At 42.6% G+C, this 23472-nt stretch carries 15 protein-coding genes; 8 read left to right on the top strand and 7 right to left on the bottom strand.

What is annotated here, in order from left to right; translation table 11 throughout:
* Positions 1-63: 63 nt before the first annotated feature.
* Both LDL79_RS08910 and LDL79_RS08905 read left to right on the top strand, forming a co-directional pair.
* Complete coding sequence (locus LDL79_RS08910) at positions 64-1410, top strand: sigma-54-dependent transcriptional regulator (protein WP_225597441.1); 1347 nt, start codon at positions 64-66, stop codon at positions 1408-1410.
* The gene (locus LDL79_RS08905; protein WP_225597440.1) at positions 1400-2740 is read left to right on the top strand and encodes a sensor histidine kinase; all 1341 of its coding nucleotides are present in this window, start codon (positions 1400-1402) and stop codon (positions 2738-2740) included. The genes LDL79_RS08910 and LDL79_RS08905 overlap by 11 nt, the downstream gene beginning before the upstream one ends.
* A 98-nt stretch (positions 2741-2838) precedes the next feature.
* Here the strand turns inward: LDL79_RS08905 and LDL79_RS08900 are convergent, their stop codons facing one another.
* From LDL79_RS08900 to LDL79_RS08870, 7 genes are all read right to left on the bottom strand, one after another.
* Complete coding sequence (locus tag LDL79_RS08900) at positions 2839-4203, bottom strand: hypothetical protein (protein ID WP_225597438.1); 1365 nt, start codon at positions 4201-4203, stop codon at positions 2839-2841.
* Positions 4204-4222: 19 nt separating this feature from the next.
* Positions 4223-6631: a TonB-dependent receptor gene (locus LDL79_RS08895; protein WP_225597437.1), complete on the bottom strand. Its 2409-nt coding sequence runs from the start codon at positions 6629-6631 to the stop codon at positions 4223-4225.
* Positions 6632-6889: 258 nt separating this feature from the next.
* Positions 6890-8647: an alkaline phosphatase gene (locus LDL79_RS08890; protein WP_225597436.1), complete on the bottom strand. Its 1758-nt coding sequence runs from the start codon at positions 8645-8647 to the stop codon at positions 6890-6892.
* A 4-nt stretch (positions 8648-8651) separates the two neighbouring features.
* A complete protein-coding gene (locus LDL79_RS08885; protein ID WP_225597435.1) occupies positions 8652-9776 on the bottom strand; it encodes an alkaline phosphatase in 1125 nt (374 codons plus the stop codon).
* Positions 9777-9846: 70 nt separating this feature from the next.
* Positions 9847-11655, bottom strand: a complete 1809-nt coding sequence (locus tag LDL79_RS08880) for a RagB/SusD family nutrient uptake outer membrane protein (protein WP_225597434.1) — start codon at positions 11653-11655, stop codon at positions 9847-9849.
* A gap of 20 nt (positions 11656-11675) precedes the next feature.
* On the bottom strand, positions 11676-14708 hold the full coding sequence (locus LDL79_RS08875) for a SusC/RagA family TonB-linked outer membrane protein (RefSeq protein ID WP_225597433.1): 3033 nt from the start codon (positions 14706-14708) through the stop codon (positions 11676-11678).
* Positions 14709-15152: 444 nt separating this feature from the next.
* Positions 15153-15854, bottom strand: a complete 702-nt coding sequence (locus LDL79_RS08870) for a Crp/Fnr family transcriptional regulator (RefSeq protein ID WP_072981458.1) — start codon at positions 15852-15854, stop codon at positions 15153-15155.
* A 103-nt stretch (positions 15855-15957) separates the two neighbouring features.
* On the opposite strand from LDL79_RS08870, the gene LDL79_RS08865 reads away from it, so the two are divergent.
* From LDL79_RS08865 to ccoG, 6 genes are read left to right on the top strand one after another with little or no spacing between them, the layout of a single operon-like run.
* Positions 15958-18390 (top strand): heavy metal translocating P-type ATPase, encoded by a 2433-nt coding sequence (locus LDL79_RS08865; RefSeq protein WP_225597432.1) that lies wholly within the window; start codon positions 15958-15960, stop codon positions 18388-18390.
* A gap of 60 nt (positions 18391-18450) precedes the next feature.
* Complete coding sequence (ccoS, locus tag LDL79_RS08860) at positions 18451-18669, top strand: cbb3-type cytochrome oxidase assembly protein CcoS (protein ID WP_072981455.1); 219 nt, start codon at positions 18451-18453, stop codon at positions 18667-18669.
* Between the two features lie 2 nt (positions 18670-18671).
* Entirely contained in the window at positions 18672-20876 is a 2205-nt protein-coding gene (ccoN, locus tag LDL79_RS08855; RefSeq protein ID WP_225597431.1) for a cytochrome-c oxidase, cbb3-type subunit I, read from the top strand.
* Positions 20877-20878: 2 nt separating this feature from the next.
* The gene (locus tag LDL79_RS08850) at positions 20879-21067 is read left to right on the top strand and encodes a cbb3-type cytochrome c oxidase subunit 3 (protein WP_225597430.1); all 189 of its coding nucleotides are present in this window, start codon (positions 20879-20881) and stop codon (positions 21065-21067) included.
* Entirely contained in the window at positions 21064-22047 is a 984-nt protein-coding gene (locus LDL79_RS08845; RefSeq protein WP_225597429.1) for a cbb3-type cytochrome c oxidase N-terminal domain-containing protein, read from the top strand. Before LDL79_RS08850 ends, LDL79_RS08845 begins: the two co-directional genes overlap by 4 nt.
* A 3-nt stretch (positions 22048-22050) precedes the next feature.
* Positions 22051-23472: a cytochrome c oxidase accessory protein CcoG gene (ccoG, locus tag LDL79_RS08840; protein ID WP_225597428.1), complete on the top strand. Its 1422-nt coding sequence runs from the start codon at positions 22051-22053 to the stop codon at positions 23470-23472.

Here is a 23472-nt window from a genome sequence, read left to right as displayed (position 1 = left end):
ACCTGCAGAAATAAGTCTTTTAATCCCAAAAACTGAAGCCTTATAAATTGTAATATTGTACGTATGCAACTCAAAGACGCTCATATATTAGTCATTGATGACGATGAAGATGTGCTCACCGCGCTACGGCTTTTGCTCAAACCCAAAGTTAAACAGGTGGTCGTGGAGAAAAATCCTAATGCGCTGCAAGGACTCCTCAATGCGCAGGATTTTGATGTTGTTATTCTCGATATGAATTACAACGGACTGGTAAATACCGGCAACGAAGGTATTTTTTGGCTGAATAAAATCAAATCCTGGAAACCGGCTACAGACGTGATTCTCATCACTGCCTATGGTGATATTGATCTTGCCATACGGTCGCTAAAAGAAGGCGCCTCTGATTTTCTCGTTAAACCCTGGAAAAACGAAAAGCTTCTTGATGCGATCAGTGAAATCCTAACCAAAAAGCGCAAGAACAAAAACCTTAAAATCAAGCTAGATTCGGCGACCGAGATCATTGGGGAAAGCGAACCTATGCAAGAGGTTTTTGTAAAGCTGAAGAAAGTAGCACCTACCGATGCTAATATTTTGGTTTTAGGCGAAAACGGTACTGGTAAAGACCTGATCGCACGTTCTATTCACGAGAATTCGCTGCGCAAAGACAAACCTTTTGTAAAAGTTGACGTGGGTGCGCTCACCGAAAGTTTGTTTGAAAGCGAACTTTTTGGCTACAAAAAAGGTGCATTTACTGATGCGCGCGAAGACCGAAAAGGACGTTTTGAAGCCGCCCATGGCGGAACCTTATTTCTTGATGAAATAGGTAATGTTCCCTTACGGCAACAAGCGCGGTTGCTCACAGTTTTGCAAAACCGGCAGGTGACTCCGCTAGGTTCTAATGAGTCTGTAAACATAGACATCAGATTGATTTGCGCAACCAATCTTAGCCTGAAGGATCTTGCGGATGAGAACACCTTTAGAAAAGATCTTATCTACCGCATCAATACAGTTGATTTGATCATTCCGCCGTTGCGGGAACGCCAATCTGACCTTAGCTTACTCGCGCATTATTTTGTAAAAATGTATGCCGAAAAATATGGCAAAGCTTCCTTTGAACTTGATCCCGGCTTTATAAAAAAGCTTAAAGAGCACCCATTTCCCGGTAATGTGCGGGAGTTGCAATATGCATTAGAACGCGCTGTTATTATGGCCGAAGGAGGAATTCTACACGCTGAAGATTTAGCCTTTTCACCCATCGAGCAGCAGCCCGAAACTGAGCTCAAATTAAAAACGACCAATCTGGATGCGGTTGAAAAAAATACCATCCTAAAGGTGATCGAAAAGAACAAAGGCAACATCTCCAAATCGGCTAAAGAATTGGGTATCACGCGTACGGCCTTATACCGCAGACTCAACAAATATGACCTATAAACGCTATACCGCCGGACTCTTAATCAGAGTGTTGCTTTTGCTGGCAGCATTGGTGGTGTTGGCTTTTGGCATCGTAAAATTGAATACTTATGCGATACTCGCAGGAAGTCTCTCTGGCCTCTTTTTGCTCTATTTTTTACATCAATTTCTCATCAGGCGTTTTGTAGCGATGGATGATTTTTTTGAAGCCGTCAAGTACCGCGACTTCTCACGATGGTTTTCAGAAAAACACGGTCCGCAGGATCTTAGAAATTTGCATAAAGGCTTTAATTCAGTAAACAAAACCATTAAAGCGATCAACAATGAGCGCCAGGCGCAATTTGTCTATCTTCAGAAAATACTGGAGATGGTTGATGTGGGCATTATCGCCTACAATTTAGATTCCGGCGCTATTCTTTGGGCCAACGAATCTATACTGAGCACGCTTGATCTACCGGCGTTTAAGAATATTCATTTTGTTGAAAAAAGAAGACCGAAACTCTACGAGGAACTTTTTGATACCTATCGTACCGAAGCGACTTCTATAAGTATTACTTTGAAAAATGAACATCTAAAAGTCTTGATCTCTGAAACGGTTTTTCAAGTGGAAGAAGATGCTTTTAAACTGGTGGTGCTGCAAAATATCGAAGACACACTCAATCAGAATGAATCTGATGCTTGGAAGAAATTGCTAAGTGTGATGACCCACGAAATTATGAATAGTATTGCGCCAATTTCTTCCCTTGCCGAAACCCTACAACAGCATATCGCAGCTTCAAAAACCAATCAAGAAACTACAATTGATCTGGATGATCTGCACGCCGGTATCAGCAGTATCAAAAAGCGAAGTGAAGGCTTGATGAAATTTGCAAAAACCTATCGTAGCCTGAGTAAAGTCACACACCTCAATCTAGAAACAATAAGCGTCAACGAACTCTTTACAAATATAAACGACCTGCTCCAGCCTACACTTGCAGACAAACCTGTGGAGTTAAGCTTTGGAATGGATCAGCCGGAGATGCTTTTAGAAATCGATAGTTACCTCATCGAGCAGGTTTTGATCAATCTTATTCTCAATGCTATTGATGCCACAAAAAGGGTTGCTCAACCTAAAATTTATGTCAACGCCACGCTAAATGCTAAAGGTCGTGTGCAACTGAAAGTTTTAGATAACGGTAGCGGCATTCCTGAGGAAATTAAAGAAAGTATTTTTATTCCTTTTTTCAGTACCAAAAAGACCGGCAGTGGTATCGGTCTGAGTTTAAGCAAACAGATTATGACCTTACATAAAGGGAAAATTCAGCTTAAAAGTGAACCTGGCGCCGGAACTGAGTTTACGCTGCAATTCTGAAAAAGACAGAAACTTATTCATTAGGTACATTCTTTTTGACAGTGCCAAAAAAAAAGCCTCGATCTCTCGAGGCTTTCCTATTGCGTATGTTTCTGATATTAGAAAGCACCAATAAAGTGGCTTCCTTCTACGTTTACTAATTCTGCTCCTTTAGTTACTTCACCGGTTGCAGTATTAACTACGTAAATATTTCCGTTTTGTCCAACAGGCGCTTGAGTTACATAGATCTCATCACCGTTTACGGCAAATCCTTGATACTGGAATAAGTAAAAATCAGGATCATAAGGAATCTCAGTAATTTGCTGTGCAGTTCTCGCTTCTAAGTCTACCAATGCGAAGAACCCTTGTGCTCCTGCAACACCTTCGGCAGAACCTGCATGGCGATACGCCAAAACAGCTTTACCATTGGCTGCTGGTCTCCAAGCTAAAATATAAGCTTCTTCAACACCTAAAGCCTCATCAAGATTGAATTCGTAAGAATCATCATACTGGTTATTTGAACCAATTCTTAAAATGTGCGACCCTTGTGGATCTCCTTGATTTGCCTGATATACGGCACCGTTATACTCAAAAGCATTGATGCTTCGATAACCGTTAGTATTCCCAAGGCCTACACCAGAAGTGATCACTACAGGATTCATTAAAGAAGGGTAATCTAAAACAATAGACTTTGATGCAAGAGTTTCACCATTACTATCACGTTCACCTGTTTCAGGATCTACTTTACTCAAACGTGCCCCGATGTATAATTTATCACCGGCAGCATTTAAAGTTGGCATATCAATTCTTGAAATATAATACCCCTGTGCTTCTTCTTCAGCAGAAAGCGGCACACTGTGCTCCTGAAAGTTTAGAATTTGTGAGTTCACTAGATCTAAAGTCACAATCCCCATAGTTGCTTCAGTACGCTCGTAAAAATCATCAGTCTCGTCTTCTGGAGTTCCGTTATCGTTAAATTGATTTTCAGTAGAAACATAAACTGCTGCTCCTGTTTGATCACCATCAAATAACTTGATCCAGCGCGGCGCAGAACCTACATAAGGAGCGATACTGATTTCTGACCCGGTTTGTACGAAATCCTGACCACCTTCTACATTGTATTTGGTGTAATTTCCACCGGTATCTCCGGCATAACTAATGTTAAAAATGGTAGTACCATCTTCTGATGCTTGTAATCGAGCTGTACGGTTAGAAGGTACGATAAAGCCATTATCAAAAGGTTCTATAGAAACAGTAGGATCTTTTGCTTCTTCACTATCTAAAGCATAGATCAAAGTTCCCCCGTTTCCGTCGCCGGGATTGTCTCCCATTCTGGCGGCTGCTACGGTGATCCATCGTGATGCCTCTTCTTCAGGTTCTTCTCCTCCGGCATCTGCACTATCGTCTGTACTACATGCTGTCATAAGACCCATTGCTAAAGTCACAACAGCAAAAGCTTTAAAATTTAGATATACGCGTTTCATTGTTTATTGTGTTAAACGGTTAAAATTTATTGAATGAATAATTAAGTTTTAAATAGAATGCTCTTCCCGGTTTTTGTACCGAAAGGTTATCATACACCGGCTTGTCAAAAATGTTTTTGACATCAAAACTGAGTACAAAACTCTTGTTGGGAAAGAAGTAACTCACCCCAAAATCTTGCGCCAATTGCTCAGGCACTTTAAAGAAATCATCTCCAACTGTATTGGATCCCTGCGGAACCAAATAGGAGAATTCACCGGTATAATACAGCGTATAGAATAGATCTACACGAGATTGTTTCTGCAACAGATTTTTTAAAGAATAGCGCAAGTTTCCGTTCATCGTCAAAAACGGAGTGTTGGGCACAGCTACAGAAGTACCACGGTTTTCAATTTCTAAATCAAACTTTGAGATATTGAAATTCGCCGAAAGATTATTGTTATACACATAATTTACCTGCGCATCAAAACCTTGCGAGGTACCACTACCCTGATTCACATAAACGATAAGTTCATCATCAACATTCAGCGAGGTTTCAATAGGTAAACCTATGCGATCTTTAATATTGCGCGTGAAAAAGTTGGTAGACAAAGTCACCCTGTGCTTATTAAAGTTAAAGGCACCTAGTCTAAAACCAAGATTGTAATTATTGCTTTGTTCAGGATTGATACTTGAGTTGGCCACCACGTTATCTCCGTCGTTTCCGAAGATTTCGGTTTCGTTAGGTAGGCGTATTGCTTTTTCGGCAGAAGCCAGTAAGAATACTTCTGGTGTTAAACCGTAAGATGCTGCAAAGCCATAGCCCTGAAACTCTTTATTGCTGCTCACGACCTCATCAACAATCACACGCTCGCCTGCTTCATTGGTCACTACCGCGGGATCTTTGCTTATGGTTTTTTGCTGGTAGTATTTTCCAAATAAACTCGCTTTTAACCGATCATTAAAGGCATTTACCTCATAGGTTAAAGAAACGATATTCTTATGCAGGTCGCGGGTTCCTACAAACGTATTTTCAAGCAAGGGACGCAGCGCATCACTGTCCTCCCGATCAATACCGCTGTAGACATGATTAAGCAGTACTTTGTGATTGTCGTTAAACGCATACGCCAAACCGGTTCTGATAGAGGCTACGTTTCTGCTGATCTTAGCTAGGGTTGGCCCGCCTTCTTGTTGAGAACCCCAAGTATACTCATACTCGTCTCCCCTAAAGTCGATCGCGCGTTCCCCATTCCAGCTGTACGCTGCAGCAACTGTGTCGCTCAATTGCCGATTACGCGTACCGTAATATCCATTGATATTGACCTCAAAACCTTTGGTAAATAAATCTTTCTTTTGGTAGGTTAAATTTGCAAGCGCCACATCAGACTCATAAAATCTTCCTTTGTAGGGCATAATCGTCATAAAGGCACCGTGTTGCACTTCGTTATAATCGTCAGAACCGGTAAACCCAAGATAAAACTGGTCTGCCCAATCTACATTAGTATAACCCACCTGTACAACACCCCCAGTAGATCTGTAAGCATCATTAAAACGTCTTGCGGTAATAGGCGTTTGCACACCACCCAAACCGGTCACTACAATGCTTCTACCTGATACTTTATAATCGTTATTTGAATAGTTATGGAAGCCGGAAGCTTTAATTGTAAATCCTGAATCTTCAAAACGATACAGCCCATTTACACTAGCTTGTAATGTATTAAATGATCCGTATGATACCGAAGCATTAAGATTGGTTCCGGCAGATTTATCTAAAACAATATTTATGGCTCCTCCTAAAGCATCGTCAGAAAGATGCCCGGGAACCACCCCTTTGTACACTTCGATTTGTTGAATCATCGATGGTGGAATGCTGTTCAAATTAAAGGCAGACCCAAACGTTGAAATAGGGATCCCGTCTATAAAAATGCGCACCGCACTTCCTGAAAGTCCGTTGAGGCTGTACTGCACTTGCGAGCCCAAGCCGCCATTCTGGCGAATTTTTACACCTACTGTGGTATTTAGTAATTCGTTAGTCTGAATATTGCGCTGTGCAGCTTCTTCGGTACTGACTACGTTTACTGCAAAACCCTTTTTCTCCATAGTGGTTTTAATAGATTCTGCACGTACCGCTACCTCATCTAGCTCATAATCTTTCGCATTATCTAACCGAATATCTTTACGCAAACTGGCACCTTCTATAAAGGCCTGATCAAATGCAATAAAATCTCCGCTAGCGATCTCAAGGAGGTAGGTTCCGGTAGCGAGGTTTTTAAAATTGTAAAAACCTGCACTATTGGTACGAACTTCCTTTTTAAAAGAACCTTTACTTAGTTTAATCTGCGCACCTTCTAATAGGTAGCCGTTAGCATCTTTTACGATACCGCTCAATGAATATTGAGCAACAGCAATAACAGGGAGTAAGAGAAAAAGAATGAGTAAATTTTGCTTCATCAGTAAAACTTGAAGGCGCAAAATAAAACCTATTTAGACTAAGTACAAATAAAAATAACACTCCTAAGCATTTATCGTTAAGCCCTTTAAACACCGCTATTAAAACGTTTTTCTGATAAAAAAACTACACGATTTAATTGTTAAAATTTCTGCCGCAGCGCTTTAAAGACGTCAAATCGTTAAACAGAAGACGTGTTTTGTTTAACAAAAGAGCCCATCAAATGACGGGCTTTCTTTATTTAAATTTGATCCTAGTTTTTACTCTAAAGCGGTTAGAATCTTATGGAAGATTTCTGTGTTTTCGTATGCTCCTCTAAACTTTTCCGCTTGCGGACCATAGGCAAAAACAGGAACCATAATTCCCGTGTGGTTGGTGGTTAAAAATTCGCCGTGTAGCTCTCCCTTATCTAGATCGCCACTAATGATACCAAACCCGGAAGTCTCGTGATCGGCGGTGATCACCACTAGCGTATTCTTAGTCTTGTCAGCAAACTTTAAAACTTCGGCAATGGTTTGATCAAAATCAAGCATTTCTTGTACAATTCCGCTGGTATTGTTAGCATGCCCATTGCTGTCAATCTGCGCCGCTTCGATCATCATAAAGAAGGGTTTTTGATTGTTTTCCAGAATTTCTAGCGATTGTTTTACACTGTTAGGTAAAAGCGGTCCGCGACCATCGGCGATCGAAGGTACTTTCCCATCACCCACATAAATTGCGGTTTTTTCTTCGATGGAATTAAAATCGGCTAAGGTTTTTACTTGATACGAGTCAGGAACCAGCGCTGCTTTAGATTTTCCACCAGCGATAAAAAAGTCAATTTCACTTCCTTCCAGATCCGAAAGAATACCTTTTGCATCATCACGTTCTTTGCGGTGGGCAAAAAACGAAGCCGGAGTTGCCCCGTCAATCGCATCTGTTGTGATCAACCCGGTAGCAAAACCTTTTCCGCCCAAAAGCTCTGTAATGTTTTGAAGCAGCTGATCATCAGGATCTACACCAATCGCGCGGTTATGCGTTTTAACTCCCGTGGCCATTGCCGTTGCTCCGGCAGCTGAATCAGTAACCAGGTCGTCTGTCGCCGCAGTTTTAGAAAAACCGATGTCTTTTAACTGCGTTACCGTAAGGTTTCCGCCGTTAGCAACCTGCGCGGAAGTGATCTGCGCTAGTCCGTTGCCATCGCCGATCATCAAAATCACATTTACCGGCGTGCCCTCATAGTCAAACTGATATTCCGGTTGATACACTTCTATTTTCTGTGGATTTACATAGGTGTTTTGATCAAGCGTTTTCAGGTAAGACACGGTTTCAGCAGGCTTGTCACTATTGATAAAATCCACACCCAAATTGGCAAAACGCGTCCAAGCAATTTTGGTATCCGGACTTGCCCAAAAGCGGAACGGTTTATTTACCTCGTGTACTTTTGCAATCGCAGCCTCTACTTTTTCAAGTTCTGGAGCAACCATATTTCCAAAACCATTCCAAACGGAATAGTTTTTATAATTCACGCTTACCAAAGCAACTTTGCTTAAATCAATGCTATCCAAATCGTCTAGATTTTGATGATCAAACTGAATAAAATCAGGATACTCTGAATAGTCTATTGCCTTCGGCTTGTTGCCGGAAATCACAAAACGCAGCCCTTCAACCTCATCTAAGTTTTGCTTTTCGATGGCTTTTGTGATGGCTTTCAACGTAGCTTCAGCATCAGATTTTATATCGATCAACAACTGAATATTTCTCAATCGGCCTTCTGTTTGCAATTGTTTAAATGGCTGCAAGTACAGTTTTTCAAGCGTATTGCCCTTCTTGATTTCATTTTCGCTATGCGTAACAAAAAGGGTGTTTTCTTTTAAAAACACATCGACTTCGATACTGCTGGCACCGCCAATATAAGCTTCCCAAAACGGGAATTCCTGTGCATAATCGTTATGCGCGTGAACTTTATAGTTGACCTTCTGCTGTGCAAAACTCAGGCTACACAAACAAAGGAAAAGGATTAAAATGCTGTTTTTCATATTCTTAGTTTTTACCCTTGATGGCATTTAAAATTTTGTGGTAAATCGCACTGTTTTGATAAATTCCTTTAAAATTATCAGCACCTTTTCCGGCAGCGAAAACCGGGATCAGCTCCCCGCTGTGTTGGTCTGTAATGAAATAGACTGCGACTTTTTCTGGCACTTCGGTTTTCTTACCGGTTTCTTCATCAACCTCATAATATTTACCAATGCTCGCCCCGCCGGTCTCGTGATCTGCCGTGATGACCAATAGCGTATTGGGATGTGCTTCTACATAGTCTAAAACCGCACCGATGGTTTGGTCAAAATCAGCAACCTCCTGTATCATCATTTCGGCATCTTTGGCGTGTCCGCCCCAATCGATGTACGAACCTTCGATCATTAAAAAGAAGGGTTTGTTATTCGCGTCAAAATACGACAGTGCTTCTAAACTTGCGTTTTTTAAAAAGTCCCCACGCCCTTCGGTTTTAGAAGGAAGGCCTTCATCTTCGATAATAAAGGCGTTGCGCATATCAGGTTTTGATTTGCTAAGCGCGAGCGTATCTAGGTTATAATTTCGATTTAAGAGCGTTTGAAACAAATCCTGATCATCACTACGCTCATTGAAAAATTTACGCCCACCGCCGGCTAAAAAATCTACATCAGCCGTAGCCAATTGCGCCGCAATCTCCTCGTGCATATCGCGATCCTTTACGTGCGCATAAAATGCTGCGGGCGTAGCATGCGTAATACTCGTTAAGCTGATGAGTCCCGTCTGGTAACCTTCTGCTTTCAGTTTTTCTAGAATCGTCTCCTGCGGAATGCTATCTTTTGAAACACCGATCGCTCGTTTATAGGTTTTCTCTCCTGTAGAAAACGCTGTGGCTCCCGCGGCAGAATCGGTGATCAAATGACTTGTGGAATAAGATTTATGCAAACCTATGGTCTCAAAACGTTCAAAGTTTGAATTTCGGTCTCCAAAATAAAAAGCACTCGATACCTGCGGAATTCCCATCCCGTCTCCTATCATTAAAATGACATTTAAAGGTTCGTAACCTACGGCTTCCTGTTTTATGCTTTGCGCAGTACCACAACCCTGCAATACCAATGCACTGATTGCCACACTTGCGCTGATTAAATAGTTTTTCATTGTATATTTTTTAAAAAAGTACAACGGCAAGAGTTGCCTCTTGCCGCTGTTACTAACACACACTTAAAATTTAGTATCCTGCGTTTTGCTCTAGATATCCCGGAGTGTTTGACGCTCCGTCTATCGCTTCCTGAGGAATTGGGAATAATCTGTGATGTACATCACTGTCTGTTTTTGAGGTCCACGAATCTTCATAAGTACCAAAACGAATTTGGTCGCTACGACGTGACATCTCCCAGTAGAACTCAAAGCCACGCTCACGCAATAAAGTAGGCAAGGTGATTTGAGTAAGAGCAGCCGGGGTTTGCTCTGGTCGTGCATTTCTAGAGGTACGTACGGTATTTACATCGGTTAAGGCACCTGCCGCATCGCCCATTCTCAATTTAGCTTCAGCACGCATTAAATACACATCTGCAAGACGTAATAAAACCAAGTCTACACTGCTGTAATTGTTTCCATCATCTGAAGTTTTACTGAATTGCCACTTAGCAAAACGATAACCGCTTGCATAACCTGCACTTCCGTCTAGGCTAATGTCTAACGTATGGTCAACGTAATACACAATATCTTCAGGGTCTGAACCATTCTCACGCGCCTCAGCAAGCGGATAAATTCTAAATCCGCTGTTACCGTTACCATCGGTACCGGTCATAAAGCTTCCTGATCTAAAGTTTTCTTTACGTGGCGCCCACATCGTACCGCGAATGATTCCACGGTCGATCTCAAAATCTTCTCCGGCAATGAAGTAATGGTCTTTATCTGTGCTTAAGCCTAAGGTATCTTTAGAATACGGAGTCAAACCTGAAATATCTTCTAGTTCAGCAGGCACCTGCGCATTCTTTTGATAAAAGCGCGCATCTGCATCTGCAGGATCTATATTACCGTAAGCGTCTACCCAATTTTGATAAAACTCAGGCGTAGCGGCAGGACCATCGGTACCGTCCATACTCAGGTAAAAATCACCCGGTCTTGGGAACAACGAACCAGACATAGACCAGTACGCCCAGCGGTTGTGATCGTTGTTCAATACCCCACGAAGATCAAGCGCAAAAATAAGCTCAGCATTGTCGTGATTCTCGTCATTAAAGAGATCGAAATATTCCGGTGAAAGCGCATAGCTTCCGTTATTGATAATGCGATCAGTATAACTTACCACATTCGCCATATCTTCATCGGTAAATACCGGAGTTCCGTAAGGATCTCTATAAACGCCTGCATTCAGATATAATTTGGCTAAAAATCCATAAACCGCATCTTGCGTCATACGCCCGGGACCGTTAGTAGTACTCAGGTTTTCTAGTGCAGCAAGAAATTCTTCTTCGATATAGGTTACCGCTTCGGCACCTCTTAAAACTTCTGAAGTTTCTGAGGTCGCTTCCTTTCTAAAAGTAAGTCCCCAGCTGTCTAAAAACAACATGTTCTCATACGCACGTAGCGCACGCATTTCTGCCAATCCCTGAATCGCTTCAGCATCACCAGCTTCCGCAAGCGGCGTTAATACATCTATTGCTGCTACCGTTCTAAACAATGCGGTTGTTAGGTAACTCCAAGATTCTGTCACCAAACTATTGCTAGAAGACATCAGGTGTCTGTGTGCTGTGGTATAGGTATCGTTATCTGCCCACTGCGTTCCGCCCAAACCGGTACGCGGAGGAAGGATCGCTTCATCAGAAGGAATTTCCTGCAAGCCAAAATAACGCGTATGTCTGAAGGTTTGTGGTAAAATACCGTAAGCCGCAGAGATCGATCCTGTAACAGGCTCTGCGAGTCCGTCTGTTCCCGTTAGGGATTCATCTAATATTTCTTCTTCAAGGTCTGTACAACTACTGAAGAGTAAAGCACTAAGCCCTACAACCAGTGTGAAAATTCTATAATTCATTGTAAACAATTTTTAATTTTTTAGAAGGATACATTTAAACCAAATACCACCGTACGTGCTTTTGGATACGTATAGTAGTCAATACCGTAGGATTTTGAATCGGTAGAGCTACCGGTGTTCAATTCAGGATCAAAACCGGTGTAGTCTGTAATGATAAACAGGTTTTGCCCGGTTACTGATAGGCGTACATTGTCTAACCACTTATCCATCCCGATCACTTGAGGGTTTAAGCTATAAGCGAGTGTCGCATTATTAAGACGTAAAAACGCACCATTCTCAAGAAAACGAGTAGAAACGGTATTGGTGTTACTTGGATCTTCATTTGCGAATTCTATCGCTTGATCTGTAGTATTCAAGGAGTTGGATAATTGGGTCTTATTAAACAAACTCATACGGGTATGGTTGTAGATCTCATTACCACTTACTCCGTTAAAATTCAAGCCTAAGTCAAAGTTCTTGTACTTGAATTTTAAATAGAATGCATAAAGAATATCAGGTACTGCGCTTCCTGCAGAGATACGATCGCTATCATCAATTTGACCGTCACCATTAAGATCAGTATAGGTACTCAATCCATCAGCGCCAATACCTGTAAACTCGCGCAAGAAGAAATTACCTATTGGCTGATTGTTCATATATCCGTTGATGGTCGCTCCGGTTTGCCCTGCACCACTTGCGGTTCCTGTGGTTACAATGGTAAAAGGAGAATCTGTGATCTCATTTTTGATGTAGGAAATGTTTCCTCCTATATTGAATGAAAAATCACGGCTGCGATCACTTTGGTAGTCTAAAGCGACTTCAATACCGCTGTTTTTGATCTTCATATCAGGAATATTCTGCCACTTATAACCTACTTCGTCAATAGGATCTTGAGTAGAAAAATAAAGCAATACATCATTGGTTTCCTTTAAGAAATAATCTACTGAACCACTCAATTTATAATCCAGAAAACCGAAGTCTAAACCAATATTTGTCTGCGTAGTTTCTTCCCACTGAAGATCAGGGTTTGCCGTACGTGCGAATACTAAACCGTAGTCGTAGCCTTCTCGTGTGGTGATCCCTTCGTTTAAAGGATAGATATCATCATCTGCAAAGCTTTCGCCATAGCTTAAACGGGTTTGTTTAGATGGAATTTCCTGATTACCTGATTTACCCCAACTCGCTCTCAACTTTAAGTTGTTGATTCCTGAGTCTGCCATAAAATCTTCTTTGAAGATATTCCATCCTAAGGCTAGGGAAGGGAAAGTCGCATAACGATTATTCTCACCAAACTTAGTCGAACCGTCAGAACGCAAGGTTGCGGTTACCAGATATTTGTCTTGAAAGGTATAGTTTACACGACCAAAAAACGACTGGAGTTCGTTACTAACCGCATCTGAATATTGCATTGCATTCTCACCACGCGCCGCTTCAAGCTGGTAACGCGGTTCGATACCGTTGTCTGGGAAGTTTTCAAAATAGAATCCTTTTTCGTGTATGTAGAACTTCTGGTACGAATGTCCGGCTAATACGGTTAATCCGTGATCGCCAAACGTATTATCGTAGGTTAGCGTGTTCTCAACCAGCGTATTTCGATTTATCGTAAATGACGTTGTGATCGAACCTTGTGCATAATCAGGATCTGCAGAATACGGAATGTATTGAATATCACGATCTGTAGTAGAATAATCTACGCCTAAGTTTAATTTATAGGTTAGATGATCTACAAATTCTAACGAAGGTGCGATGTTAGCGATCATACGGTTATTGTTAGAATAATCACCGTAGATATCCTCAATGATAAGCGGGTTAATCCCGGTACCAAACACAGTAGGTTCACCGTTAGTATACGCCGGCGTTGTTGGGTTCAAGCTCAACATATTGCTCACCATGGTGCCGATGTTAGGGCGCGTATTTTCGGTGCGGGTTGCGGTAAGGTTCAGATCGATCTTTAAACGATCATCCCAGCCTTTTTGAGTTACATTGGCGCGTGCCGAATAGCGCTTCAAATCACTGTTGTTGATAATACCTTCTTGATCATCAACCCCAATAGACGCAAAATATGAGGTTGTCGCCGTACCACCACTCATCGAAAAATTAATGTTGTTGGTAATTGCTGTACGCGTCAACTCATCTTGCCAATCAGTATTTGCACCATTATCGCTAAGGCTTCCGCCTATTTGTGGGACGATAGTTCTAAACTCATCTGCTGAGAACACATCAATTTTATTAGCAATAGTTGCAATAGCAGTTGAAGCCGAAAAGTTCATTTGCGTTCTTCCTGCTTTACCTTTTTTGGTAGTGATCACCACTACCCCGTTTGCTGCACGCGAACCGTAGATCGCAGCTGCCGAAGCATCTTTCAACACGTTAATCGATTCGATATCCTGGGTGTTGATAAAGTTCAGCGGGTTTGTTGCCAGACCGTTCCCGGAGTTGTCTAGGACAAAACCGTCAACCACATAAAGTGGAGAAGTTCCGGAGCGTAGGGTTCCCACACCACGTATGATGATGTCTTGGCCGGCTCCCGGCTCACCACTTGCGTTAGTAACGTTTAAACCAGACACTTTACCTTGTAACAAGTTCCCCGGGTTGTTCACCACTCCTTTGTTAAACTCATCGGCAACTACAGAGCTTACCGCTCCGGTTAAGTCTGATTTCTTCTGAGTACCATAACCTACAACAAGGACTTCATCTAATTCTGAAGTATTTGCGGCAAGCTGAATATTATAATTAGTTTGTTGAGAAACAGTGATGGTTTGCGTTTCAAAACCTACATAAGAGACTTCAAGCACATCACCGGCACTGGCATCAATGCTGAAGTTTCCGTCAAAATCTGTGGTGGTTCCTATAGAGGTTCCTTGCACCATTACTGAAGCTCCGGGTAATAATACCCCGTCACTATCAGTTACAGTACCGGTTATCGTTTGTTGTAGGGTTGCGCTTGCAACAGGAGCTATACTCGTTTTAAGTGCCAAATACGGCGTCTTCGCTTGGGTTTGTGTAGAAAAAAATACAATTGAAGCGAACGCAACTATATTTTTATACGTAATAGTATTATTTTTAAAATTCATGGTTAAGTAATTGATTGGACACAATGCTTAATAATGTACGGCGCAGTTGTTGGTAGCAGCTGCGTTTTTTGTTGGGAGTGTTACATAGAAATTCGTTTTAGGGATGCTTATTTCAAGCCGCTAAATAATTGAATTTCCCGCTAAAAGGTTTTACGTAAGTATTAAGTAAGCTTTAACAGTCGGCGGTAGGAAAGGTAAGGGAGCAAGCACGCAGGTTTTTAAAGAATCATTGATTCTAGCAACTACTTTTAAAGGTATTCTCAGAAAAGCCGGCAAATTCATTCAGAAGACAGAATAAATGACATTTTCACACTTAAAAGCAGCATACCGCGTTATTGTAGATTTAGTAACATAGCACGCTTAGGAGTTAATCTTAGCTTTACAGAAGCATAGTTTTAAGGTTACCGTATAAAGACCTTTCTTTTATAATAGAGCGAAAAGCTATTAGAAGCCTTCTTTGATCTGGGTTAGGCCTTTTTTGTCCAGAAGCTTTATGCGTTTTCCCTTGGTCTCAAGCAGTTGCTCCTTCTTAAATTTGGCAAGGGTACGTATGCACAGTTCGGTGGCGGTGCCAACCACATCAGCAATATCAGAGCGTGATAGAATAAGTGCGAGATAACCTTCATCGTCTTGACCAAAGGTTTTATCTAAATACAGTAAAACCTCAGCCAGTCGCTGGTTAACCGTTTTCTGCGCCATATTTACAATCACATCATCGGCGAGTTTGAGCTCCTGAGCCATATATTTTAATATAGCCTGAGTGAAAGCCGGATTGTCTTCTATACGTGCAGTGATGTTAGTCTTAGGAATAAAACACACTTCCATATCATTAAGTGCAACCGCGCTGAGGTTGGTAGCTTCCTCTGCAATCACCGAACGTTGCCCCATCACCTCTCCTTTAGAAGCGATCTTGACAATCTGATCTTTTCCGTTGTCACTTATTTTAGAAAGTTTAGAAACCCCGTTACGCACGCAAAAAACCCCATTGAGTTTTTCTCCTTCTTTAAAAAGCGGTTCGCCTTTTTTAATGGTACGGGTTTCCTTACTATCAGATATGGCTTTAAGCTCTTCTTTTTTAAGAGCTTTTAGCGAATTCAACTGTCTGATAATGCAGTTTTCGCATCTGGATTCTTCGTGTGCAGCCATACTTCAAAAATACCACTATTTTTTTGAGAACTGACAAAAGTCATCTTTTAAGCCTCCCTTCTTTTAGTCCTTTGTATCAGGTATTTGAGCAAATTACATTAAAATGGAAAACTGCTATCATTGTGGTGACCCGTGTTTAAGCGACAGCATAACGCATCAAGACAAGATGTTTTGCTGTAACGGCTGTAAAACGGTGTACGACATTCTTCATGAGAATGATCTGGAATACTATTACAACCTTGACCAAAATCCCGGGATCTCACCTAAAGCGGTGCAAGGCAAGTTTGACTTCCTCACCAACGAAACCATTCTTGATAAACTCCTGGAGTTTAACGAGCAAAACACACAGATCGTTTCATTTACGATCCCTGCGATACATTGCAGCTCCTGCATTTGGGTTCTAGAAAACCTCAACAAACTCAACGCTGCCATAAAAAGCACGCAGGTCAATTTTCCCGAGAAAAGCATACGCATCACCTATGATGCAACTAAAGTCTCACTCAAAGAAGTAGTAGAACTCCTGTGCAGATTGGGCTACGAACCTTCGATTTCACTTGAAGATTTTAATAAAAAAGAAAAGAAAACAGACCGCTCCCTGATTTATAAACTTGGCGTTGCCGGATTTGCTTTTGGGAATATTATGTTTTTATCCTTTCCGGAATATTTTGAGGTCGAAGAATTCTGGCTCGACCAATACAAGCATCTTTTCAGGGGCTTAATGCTGGCATTCTCGATTCCTGTGGTGGTGTATTCTGCTCAGGATTATTTCCGCGCTGCGTATAAATCCATACGCTCAAAACTGCTCAACATAGATGTACCCATCGCATTGGGCATTCTGGTGCTTTTTGTTCGCTCGTGCGCCGAAGTGCTCACCCAAACCGGAACGGGCTTTTTTGACAGTCTTGCCGGTCTGGTTTTCTTTCTCTTACTGGGGAAATTCTTTCAGCAAAAAACCTATGCATTTTTGTCTTTTGAACGGGATTACAAGTCCTATTTCCCCATCGCTGTCACCCTTCTGAAGCCGGCAAAGTATTTTAAAAACAGGTATTTAGAACAACAAGTTCCTGTATACGAACTGCAACCGGACGACCGTATTCTTATTCGCAATGGCGAACTCATACCCGTAGACGGAATACTGCTGAAAGGAGAAGGTTTACTCGACTACAGTTTTGTTACCGGCGAAGCCGAACCCGTTGCTAAAAATGCTGGCGACACGCTTTTTGCCGGTGGAAGACAGCAAGGCGGTATCATTGAAATGCGCGTAACCAAAGCCGTAGAGCAAGGTTACCTCACGCAATTATGGAGCAACGAAGCCTTTAAAAAAGAGAAACAAACCCACCTGAATAGCCTTACGGCACAAATAAGTAAACACTTTACTTGGGGCGTGCTCAGTATTGCTACCGTAGCCGGCTTGTTCTGGCTGGTTTACGACCCGTCTATGGCGCTTAATGTGTTTACCGCAATTCTCATTGTGGCTTGCCCCTGTGCTTTGGCACTTTCAGCACCATTTACGCTGGGTAATTTGCTGCGCATCACCGGTAAGCACAAACTCTATCTTAAAGATGCGGCCATCCTCGAGCAGCTGGCAGACGTAGACCATATTGTTTTTGATAAAACGGGCACGCTTACCACTTCTGCCGAAACGGCAATTCGCTATGAAGGCTTGGCCTTAACCGAAGATGAAGAATCGCTGGTCACCAGTACCCTAAGAGCTTCAAACCACCCACTGAGTCGAAGCCTTTATGCGATCCTTCAGAATCACGATATTCAAACGCTTGATGAATTTGAAGAAGAAGTAGGACACGGGATTTATGGGACAGCAAACCACAACAGCGTTAAAATAGGTTCGTATGATTTTGTAGGCGGAAGAAACGCCAATTGGATCTTCAAAAATGGCAAACGCACGGTGGTGCACATCAGTACCAATGCCACTTACAAAGGCTGCTATGTTTTTTATAATCGCTTCCGCGAAAGTTTACCTGCTGTTTTTGAGGCACTTTCAACAACAGCTGATCTGGCAATTCTCTCCGGTGACAACACCGCCGAAAAACAAACTTTAGAACGTCTCATAAAACAACCAGTGCAGATGCATTTCAATCAGAAACCAGACGACAAGCTCAATTTTATTAAAAGCTTACAACAACAGGGCAAAAGGGTGTTAATGATTGGTGACGGTCTCAACGATAGCGGCGCTTTGGCGCAAAGTGATGTAGGCATCGCTATTTCAGAAAATATCAATGTATTCTCCCCGGCTTGTGACGGAATTCTTGATGCTTCGCGCTTTAAGGATCTTCCCCAATTTATTCAACTGGCAAAACGAGGAAAACGTATCATTAAGTGGAGTTTTGTATGCTCATTGCTTTACAATTTAGCCGGACTGGTTCTGGCGATCTCGGGTAATTTAAAACCGGTGTATGCCGCTATTCTTATGCCGCTGAGTTCTATAAGCATCGTGGTATTCACTACGCTCAGCTCCTATTTCTACGGAAGTAAACTAAAACAACAAGAAAAAACCGAAGCAATTTCTAAAAGCTGATTTATGTCATCTTTTAAGCAAACACACCCCGGTAATTTTACAATATAAAATCAGGTAGGTATGAGTATCATTTATATGCTTCTCGCGATAAGCGTGGTGGTGGCTGTGGTCTTTTTTGTGGCCTTTATTCTCTCGGTAAGACAGGGACAGTATGATGACACCTATACCCCATCTGTACGTATGCTTTTTGAAGACGAACTCGTAAAAGCTGCTTCTAAAACTTCAAAAGCTACACCACAACCTAAAACCCAAAACAACGCTAATCGCAAACTGAAGTAATCATGCAAACAGAACAGTTTTATTACGATAACAAGATCGTAAGAAAGTTTATCAATGCCACCATCTTCTGGGGGATCATTGGTATGAGCGTAGGACTACTGCTCGCCTTTATGTTTTTATTTCCCAACCTTACAGATGGCATCTCGTGGCTCAGCTTTGGGCGCCTACGTCCCTTACATACCAATGCTGTGATCTTTGCCTTTGTAGGGAATGCCATTTTTGCCGGGGTCTACTACTCGACCCAGCGCCTGCTTAAAGCGCGCATGTGGCAAGACTGGCTGAGCAACTTTAACTTCTGGGGCTGGCAGCTCATCATTGTAGGTGCTGCGCTTACGCTTCCGTTAGGCTATACGACTTCAAAAGAATATGCAGAACTCGAGTGGCCCTTTGATATCGCTATCGCCTTGGTGTGGGTGGCTTTTGGTGCCAACCTTATCGGTACGATCTTAAAACGTAGACAGCGTCACCTATATGTTGCGATCTGGTTTTACTTAGGAACCTTTGTTACAGTAGCGGTGCTGCACATTGTAAACAGCATCGAGATCCCGGTAAGCGCTCTTAAAAGTTACTCGGTATATGCAGGTGTACAAGATGCACTGGTACAATGGTGGTATGGCCATAACGCGGTAGCCTTCTTTTTAACGACACCGTTTTTAGGCTTGATGTATTACTTTGTGCCTAAAGCGGCAAACCGCCCAGTATATTCGTACCGTCTTTCTATCGTCCATTTCTGGTCGCTCATCTTTATCTATATCTGGGCAGGACCACACCACTTATTATATTCTGCATTACCAGACTGGGCACAAAACCTTGGGGTAGCTTTCTCTGTAATGTTGATCGCACCGTCTTGGGGTGGGATGATCAACGGATTATTAACCCTTCGTGGTGCTTGGGATAAAGTACGTACCGATCCTGTTTTGAAGTTTATGGTAGTTGCCATTACCGGTTATGGGATGGCCACCTTTGAAGGCCCTATGCTTTCGCTCAAAAATGTAAATGCGATCGCACACTTTAGCGACTGGGTGATCGCACACGTACACGTAGGTGCTTTGGCGTGGAATGGTTTCTTAACCTTTGGTATGGTTTACTGGTTAGTACCGCGCTTGTTTAAAACCAAACTCTGGTCTACCAAATTGGCTAACGTGCATTTCTGGGTAGGGACTTTAGGGATCATTATGTACGCGCTACCCATGTATGTTGCAGGATTTGTGCAAGCGTCTATGTGGAAACAATTCAATCCTGACGGAACGCTTACCTACGGAAACTTCCTGGAAACCTTAACCGAGATCATCCCAATGTACTGGATGCGTGCCATAGGAGGTAGCTTGTATATTCTGGGTGCTTTTGTAATGCTGTACAACGTATTTAAAACCGTAAAAAGCGGAAGCAAAGTAACTGACGAACTCGCTGAAGCTGCACCGCTACAACGCGTGACCAGCAAGCGTACTGCAAAAGAAGGCTATCATACCTGGTTAGAGCGTCGCCCGGTAAAACTTACCATTTTTGCAACCATCGCTATTTTGATCGGAGGTATGGTTCAGATCATTCCATCCTTGATCGTTGACGATTATGTACCGGTAATCTCCACCGTAAAACCCTATACCCCACTTGAGTTAGAAGGTCGTGACCTCTACATCAGAGAAGGTTGTGTTTCGTGTCACTCACAAATGATCAGACCCTTCCGTAGTGAAGTTGAGCGTTATGGCGAGTATTCCAAATCAGGAGAATATGTTTATGACCATCCCTTCTTATGGGGTAGTAAACGTACCGGGCCAGACCTGTTACGTGTAGGTGGAAAGTACTCAGACAACTGGCACCTTAACCATATGTACGATCCGCAGAGTACCTCATCCGGTTCGATAATGCCTTCTTACAGTTGGTTGATACGCAGCGAACTAGACAAATCGAAGACCGAAGATAAGATGAGAGCAATGCAAAAACTGGGCGTGCCGTACACGGTTGAAGATATTGAACGCGCACAACAGTGGATGACCGAGCAGGGAACCCAAATAGAGCAAAACCTCTATACCGATCCTGATTTTGCAGACACCTATGAGTCTGATAAAACCTATGCGCAAGAAAACGGTGAAGATTTCGTAGAAATGCGCAACCGGGAGATTGTTGCCCTTATCGCGTATCTACAACGCTTAGGAACCGATATTAAAATTAAAAACAGCCCTGAAGTAAGCGCTGCTAAAACCGAATAGTCATGTTGAAATTTGTAAAACAGAATCTAGAAAATATTGATGGGGTAAGCATCTACCCCATCATCTCCCTACTCATCTTTTTCCTCTTTTTTGTAGCGCTCTTCATATGGGTATTTACAGCCAAAAAAGAGCACATCAACGAAGTGAGTAACATTCCGTTAGACGAGCAACTAAAATCTGAACACTCATGAGAAGTATCGCATCACTTATACGCATTCTGGTTTTCGCCGGCTTTGCCTACCTCTTTTTAAATTATGTAGGAACGCCCGAAGACGAAGCTTCGGTGTTCACCACACAAAACTGGTTGTGGGCCATTTATGCCGTGCTGGTTTTTATGTACATCGCTTTTGAGATCTGTATAGAAAGCCTACGCGCTGTACTTTTTAAAACCCTAAAACCGGAAGCTCAAGCACACTATCAGGCTGAAGTTGCTGCAAAAAAAGAACAACGCACCGCCTGGTTTAAAGGTCTTTATGCAAAACTCACCCGCGTAAAAGCTATTGAAGAGGAAGACGAGATCATCCTAGACCACAACTACGATGGCATCAAGGAACTTGACAATAACCTCCCGCCGTGGTGGGTATACGGGTTCTACGCTACCATCCTATTTGCGGCCATTTACCTCATTCGCTTTGAAGTGCTGGGCGGCGACAACCAGATCGACGAGTATGAGCAAGCAGTGGCTCAGGCAAAAATAGAGATCGAAGAGTACAAGAAAACCGCAAAAGATCTTGTAGATGAAAACACAGTAGAATTGCTTACCGATGCTTCAGACATCAAAGCCGGGGAGAATATCTTCAGCGGTAATTGTGTGGCATGTCATAAAGCCGGCGGTGGCGGTGGTATCGGCCCTAACCTTACCGATGATTACTGGATCTTAGGTGGAGGCATCAAAAATGTATTCCATACCATTTCTGAAGGAGGTCGTGCCGGTAAAGGGATGATCGCCTGGAAAACCGACTTGAAACCGAGTGAGATCGCTCAGGTTGCCAGTTATGTATTGAGCCTGCACGGTACCCATCCCGCAGATGCTAAAGAGCCTCAGGGTGACCTTTGGGTTGATGAGAACGCTCCAATTGAAGAAGCTCAGGTAACGCAAGACTCAACACAGATCGAAGTGTTGTTAGAAACAGAGACCGTAACCGGAGATATCATTCAGACTAAAGAATAAGCCATGGCTTCTCAGGATCAAGAACATTTTAGAGACAGTATAGGAACCATCAACGAGGAAGGAAAACGCTCGTGGGTGTATCCTAAAAAACCGGTGGGTAAACGCTATGAGTACCGCAAGCTGGTAAGCTATGTGCTCTTGATCTTTTTATTTGGCGCCCCCTTTATTCACATCAATGGCAATCAGTTTTTGATGTTCAATGTGCTGGAACGCCGCTTTAATATTTTTGGGTTTCCCTTTTGGCCGCAAGACTTTCATCTGTTTGTGATCATTATGATCACGGGCGTGGTCTTTGTGGTACTCTTTACGGTCGCTTTCGGAAGGCTTTTCTGTGGGTGGATTTGTCCACAGACCATTTTTATGGAGATGGTCTTCCGCAGAATTGAATACTGGATCGAAGGCGACCGCGGGAAACAAATGCGTCTGGATAAAATGCCATGGAATGCAGAGAAACTAAGAAAACGTAGTATTAAATGGAGCATCTTTTTTGTGATCTCCTTTCTTATTGCCAATGTGTTTCTTGCATACCTTATAGGTAGTGATCGTCTTATTGAGTACATCACAGACGGGCCGGCCAATCACGTGGGTACCTTGATCTCGCTGCTCATCTTTACCAGTGTATTCTACTTTGTGTTTGCCTGGTTTAGAGAACAGGTGTGCATCATCGTTTGTCCCTACGGAAGGCTGCAAGGCGTACTGCTCGACAACAAATCGATCGTTGTGGCTTATGACCATAAGCGTGGAGAAAAAGAAGCCGGCAGAGCCAAATTTAAAAAGTCTGAAGATCGCGCTGCAACCGGAAAAGGGGATTGTATCGACTGTGCACAGTGCGTGCAGGTATGTCCTACGGGTATCGATATTCGCAACGGCACCCAGCTGGAGTGTGTGAATTGTACCGCTTGTATCGATGCGTGTAACCAGATGATGGAAGCAGTGAATCTGCCTAAAGATCTCATTAGGTATGCGAGTGAAGAGAATATTGAGAAGAAGGCTAAGTTCACCTTCAATGCCCGCTTAAAAGGCTATACCGCTGTGCTGGTGATCCTGCTGGGCTTACTTACAGGAATGTTGTTTTTGCGCAATGATGTTGAAGCAACCGTATTGCGACTTCCGGGGCAATTGTATGAGCATAAAGGCGAAGACATCATCAGCAATGTGTATACCTACAAACTCATCAATAAAACAACCAAAGAGATTCCTGAAGTGCACTTTGAATTGATCTCTCATAAAGGAATCATACGCGTCGTATCACAGGATCGCATTCAAGTGCCTGAGCAAGGCCTTGCCGAAGGAACGCTGTTTATAGAAGTAGACAGTCACGAACTCGAAGACGAAAAGGAACAACTGAAAATAGGGGTCTATAGTGAAGACCAACTTATTGAAACCACGACTACGGTGTTTTTAGGACCCCGCAGTTATAAATAA

The organism is Leeuwenhoekiella palythoae, assembly GCF_020310025.1.
GTDB lineage: Bacteria > Bacteroidota > Bacteroidia > Flavobacteriales > Flavobacteriaceae > Leeuwenhoekiella > Leeuwenhoekiella palythoae.
Note: the sequence above shows the minus strand (reverse complement) of the source record. Positions and strands in the feature narration are given on the sequence as shown.

Coding starts and splice junctions, on each gene's coding strand:
- LDL79_RS08910 (WP_225597441.1), top strand. CDS start 64: ATGCAACTCAAAGACGCTCATATATTAGTCATTGATGACGATGAAGAT.
- LDL79_RS08905 (WP_225597440.1), top strand. CDS start 1,400: ATGACCTATAAACGCTATACCGCCGGACTCTTAATCAGAGTGTTGCTT.
- LDL79_RS08900 (WP_225597438.1), bottom strand. CDS start 4,203: ATGAAACGCGTATATCTAAATTTTAAAGCTTTTGCTGTTGTGACTTTA.
- LDL79_RS08895 (WP_225597437.1), bottom strand. CDS start 6,631: ATGAAGCAAAATTTACTCATTCTTTTTCTCTTACTCCCTGTTATTGCT.
- LDL79_RS08890 (WP_225597436.1), bottom strand. CDS start 8,647: ATGAAAAACAGCATTTTAATCCTTTTCCTTTGTTTGTGTAGCCTGAGT.
- LDL79_RS08885 (WP_225597435.1), bottom strand. CDS start 9,776: ATGAAAAACTATTTAATCAGCGCAAGTGTGGCAATCAGTGCATTGGTA.
- LDL79_RS08880 (WP_225597434.1), bottom strand. CDS start 11,655: ATGAATTATAGAATTTTCACACTGGTTGTAGGGCTTAGTGCTTTACTC.
- LDL79_RS08875 (WP_225597433.1), bottom strand. CDS start 14,708: ATGAATTTTAAAAATAATACTATTACGTATAAAAATATAGTTGCGTTC.
- LDL79_RS08870 (WP_072981458.1), bottom strand. CDS start 15,854: ATGGCTGCACACGAAGAATCCAGATGCGAAAACTGCATTATCAGACAG.
- LDL79_RS08865 (WP_225597432.1), top strand. CDS start 15,958: ATGGAAAACTGCTATCATTGTGGTGACCCGTGTTTAAGCGACAGCATA.
- ccoS (WP_072981455.1), top strand. CDS start 18,451: ATGAGTATCATTTATATGCTTCTCGCGATAAGCGTGGTGGTGGCTGTG.
- ccoN (WP_225597431.1), top strand. CDS start 18,672: ATGCAAACAGAACAGTTTTATTACGATAACAAGATCGTAAGAAAGTTT.
- LDL79_RS08850 (WP_225597430.1), top strand. CDS start 20,879: ATGTTGAAATTTGTAAAACAGAATCTAGAAAATATTGATGGGGTAAGC.
- LDL79_RS08845 (WP_225597429.1), top strand. CDS start 21,064: ATGAGAAGTATCGCATCACTTATACGCATTCTGGTTTTCGCCGGCTTT.
- ccoG (WP_225597428.1), top strand. CDS start 22,051: ATGGCTTCTCAGGATCAAGAACATTTTAGAGACAGTATAGGAACCATC.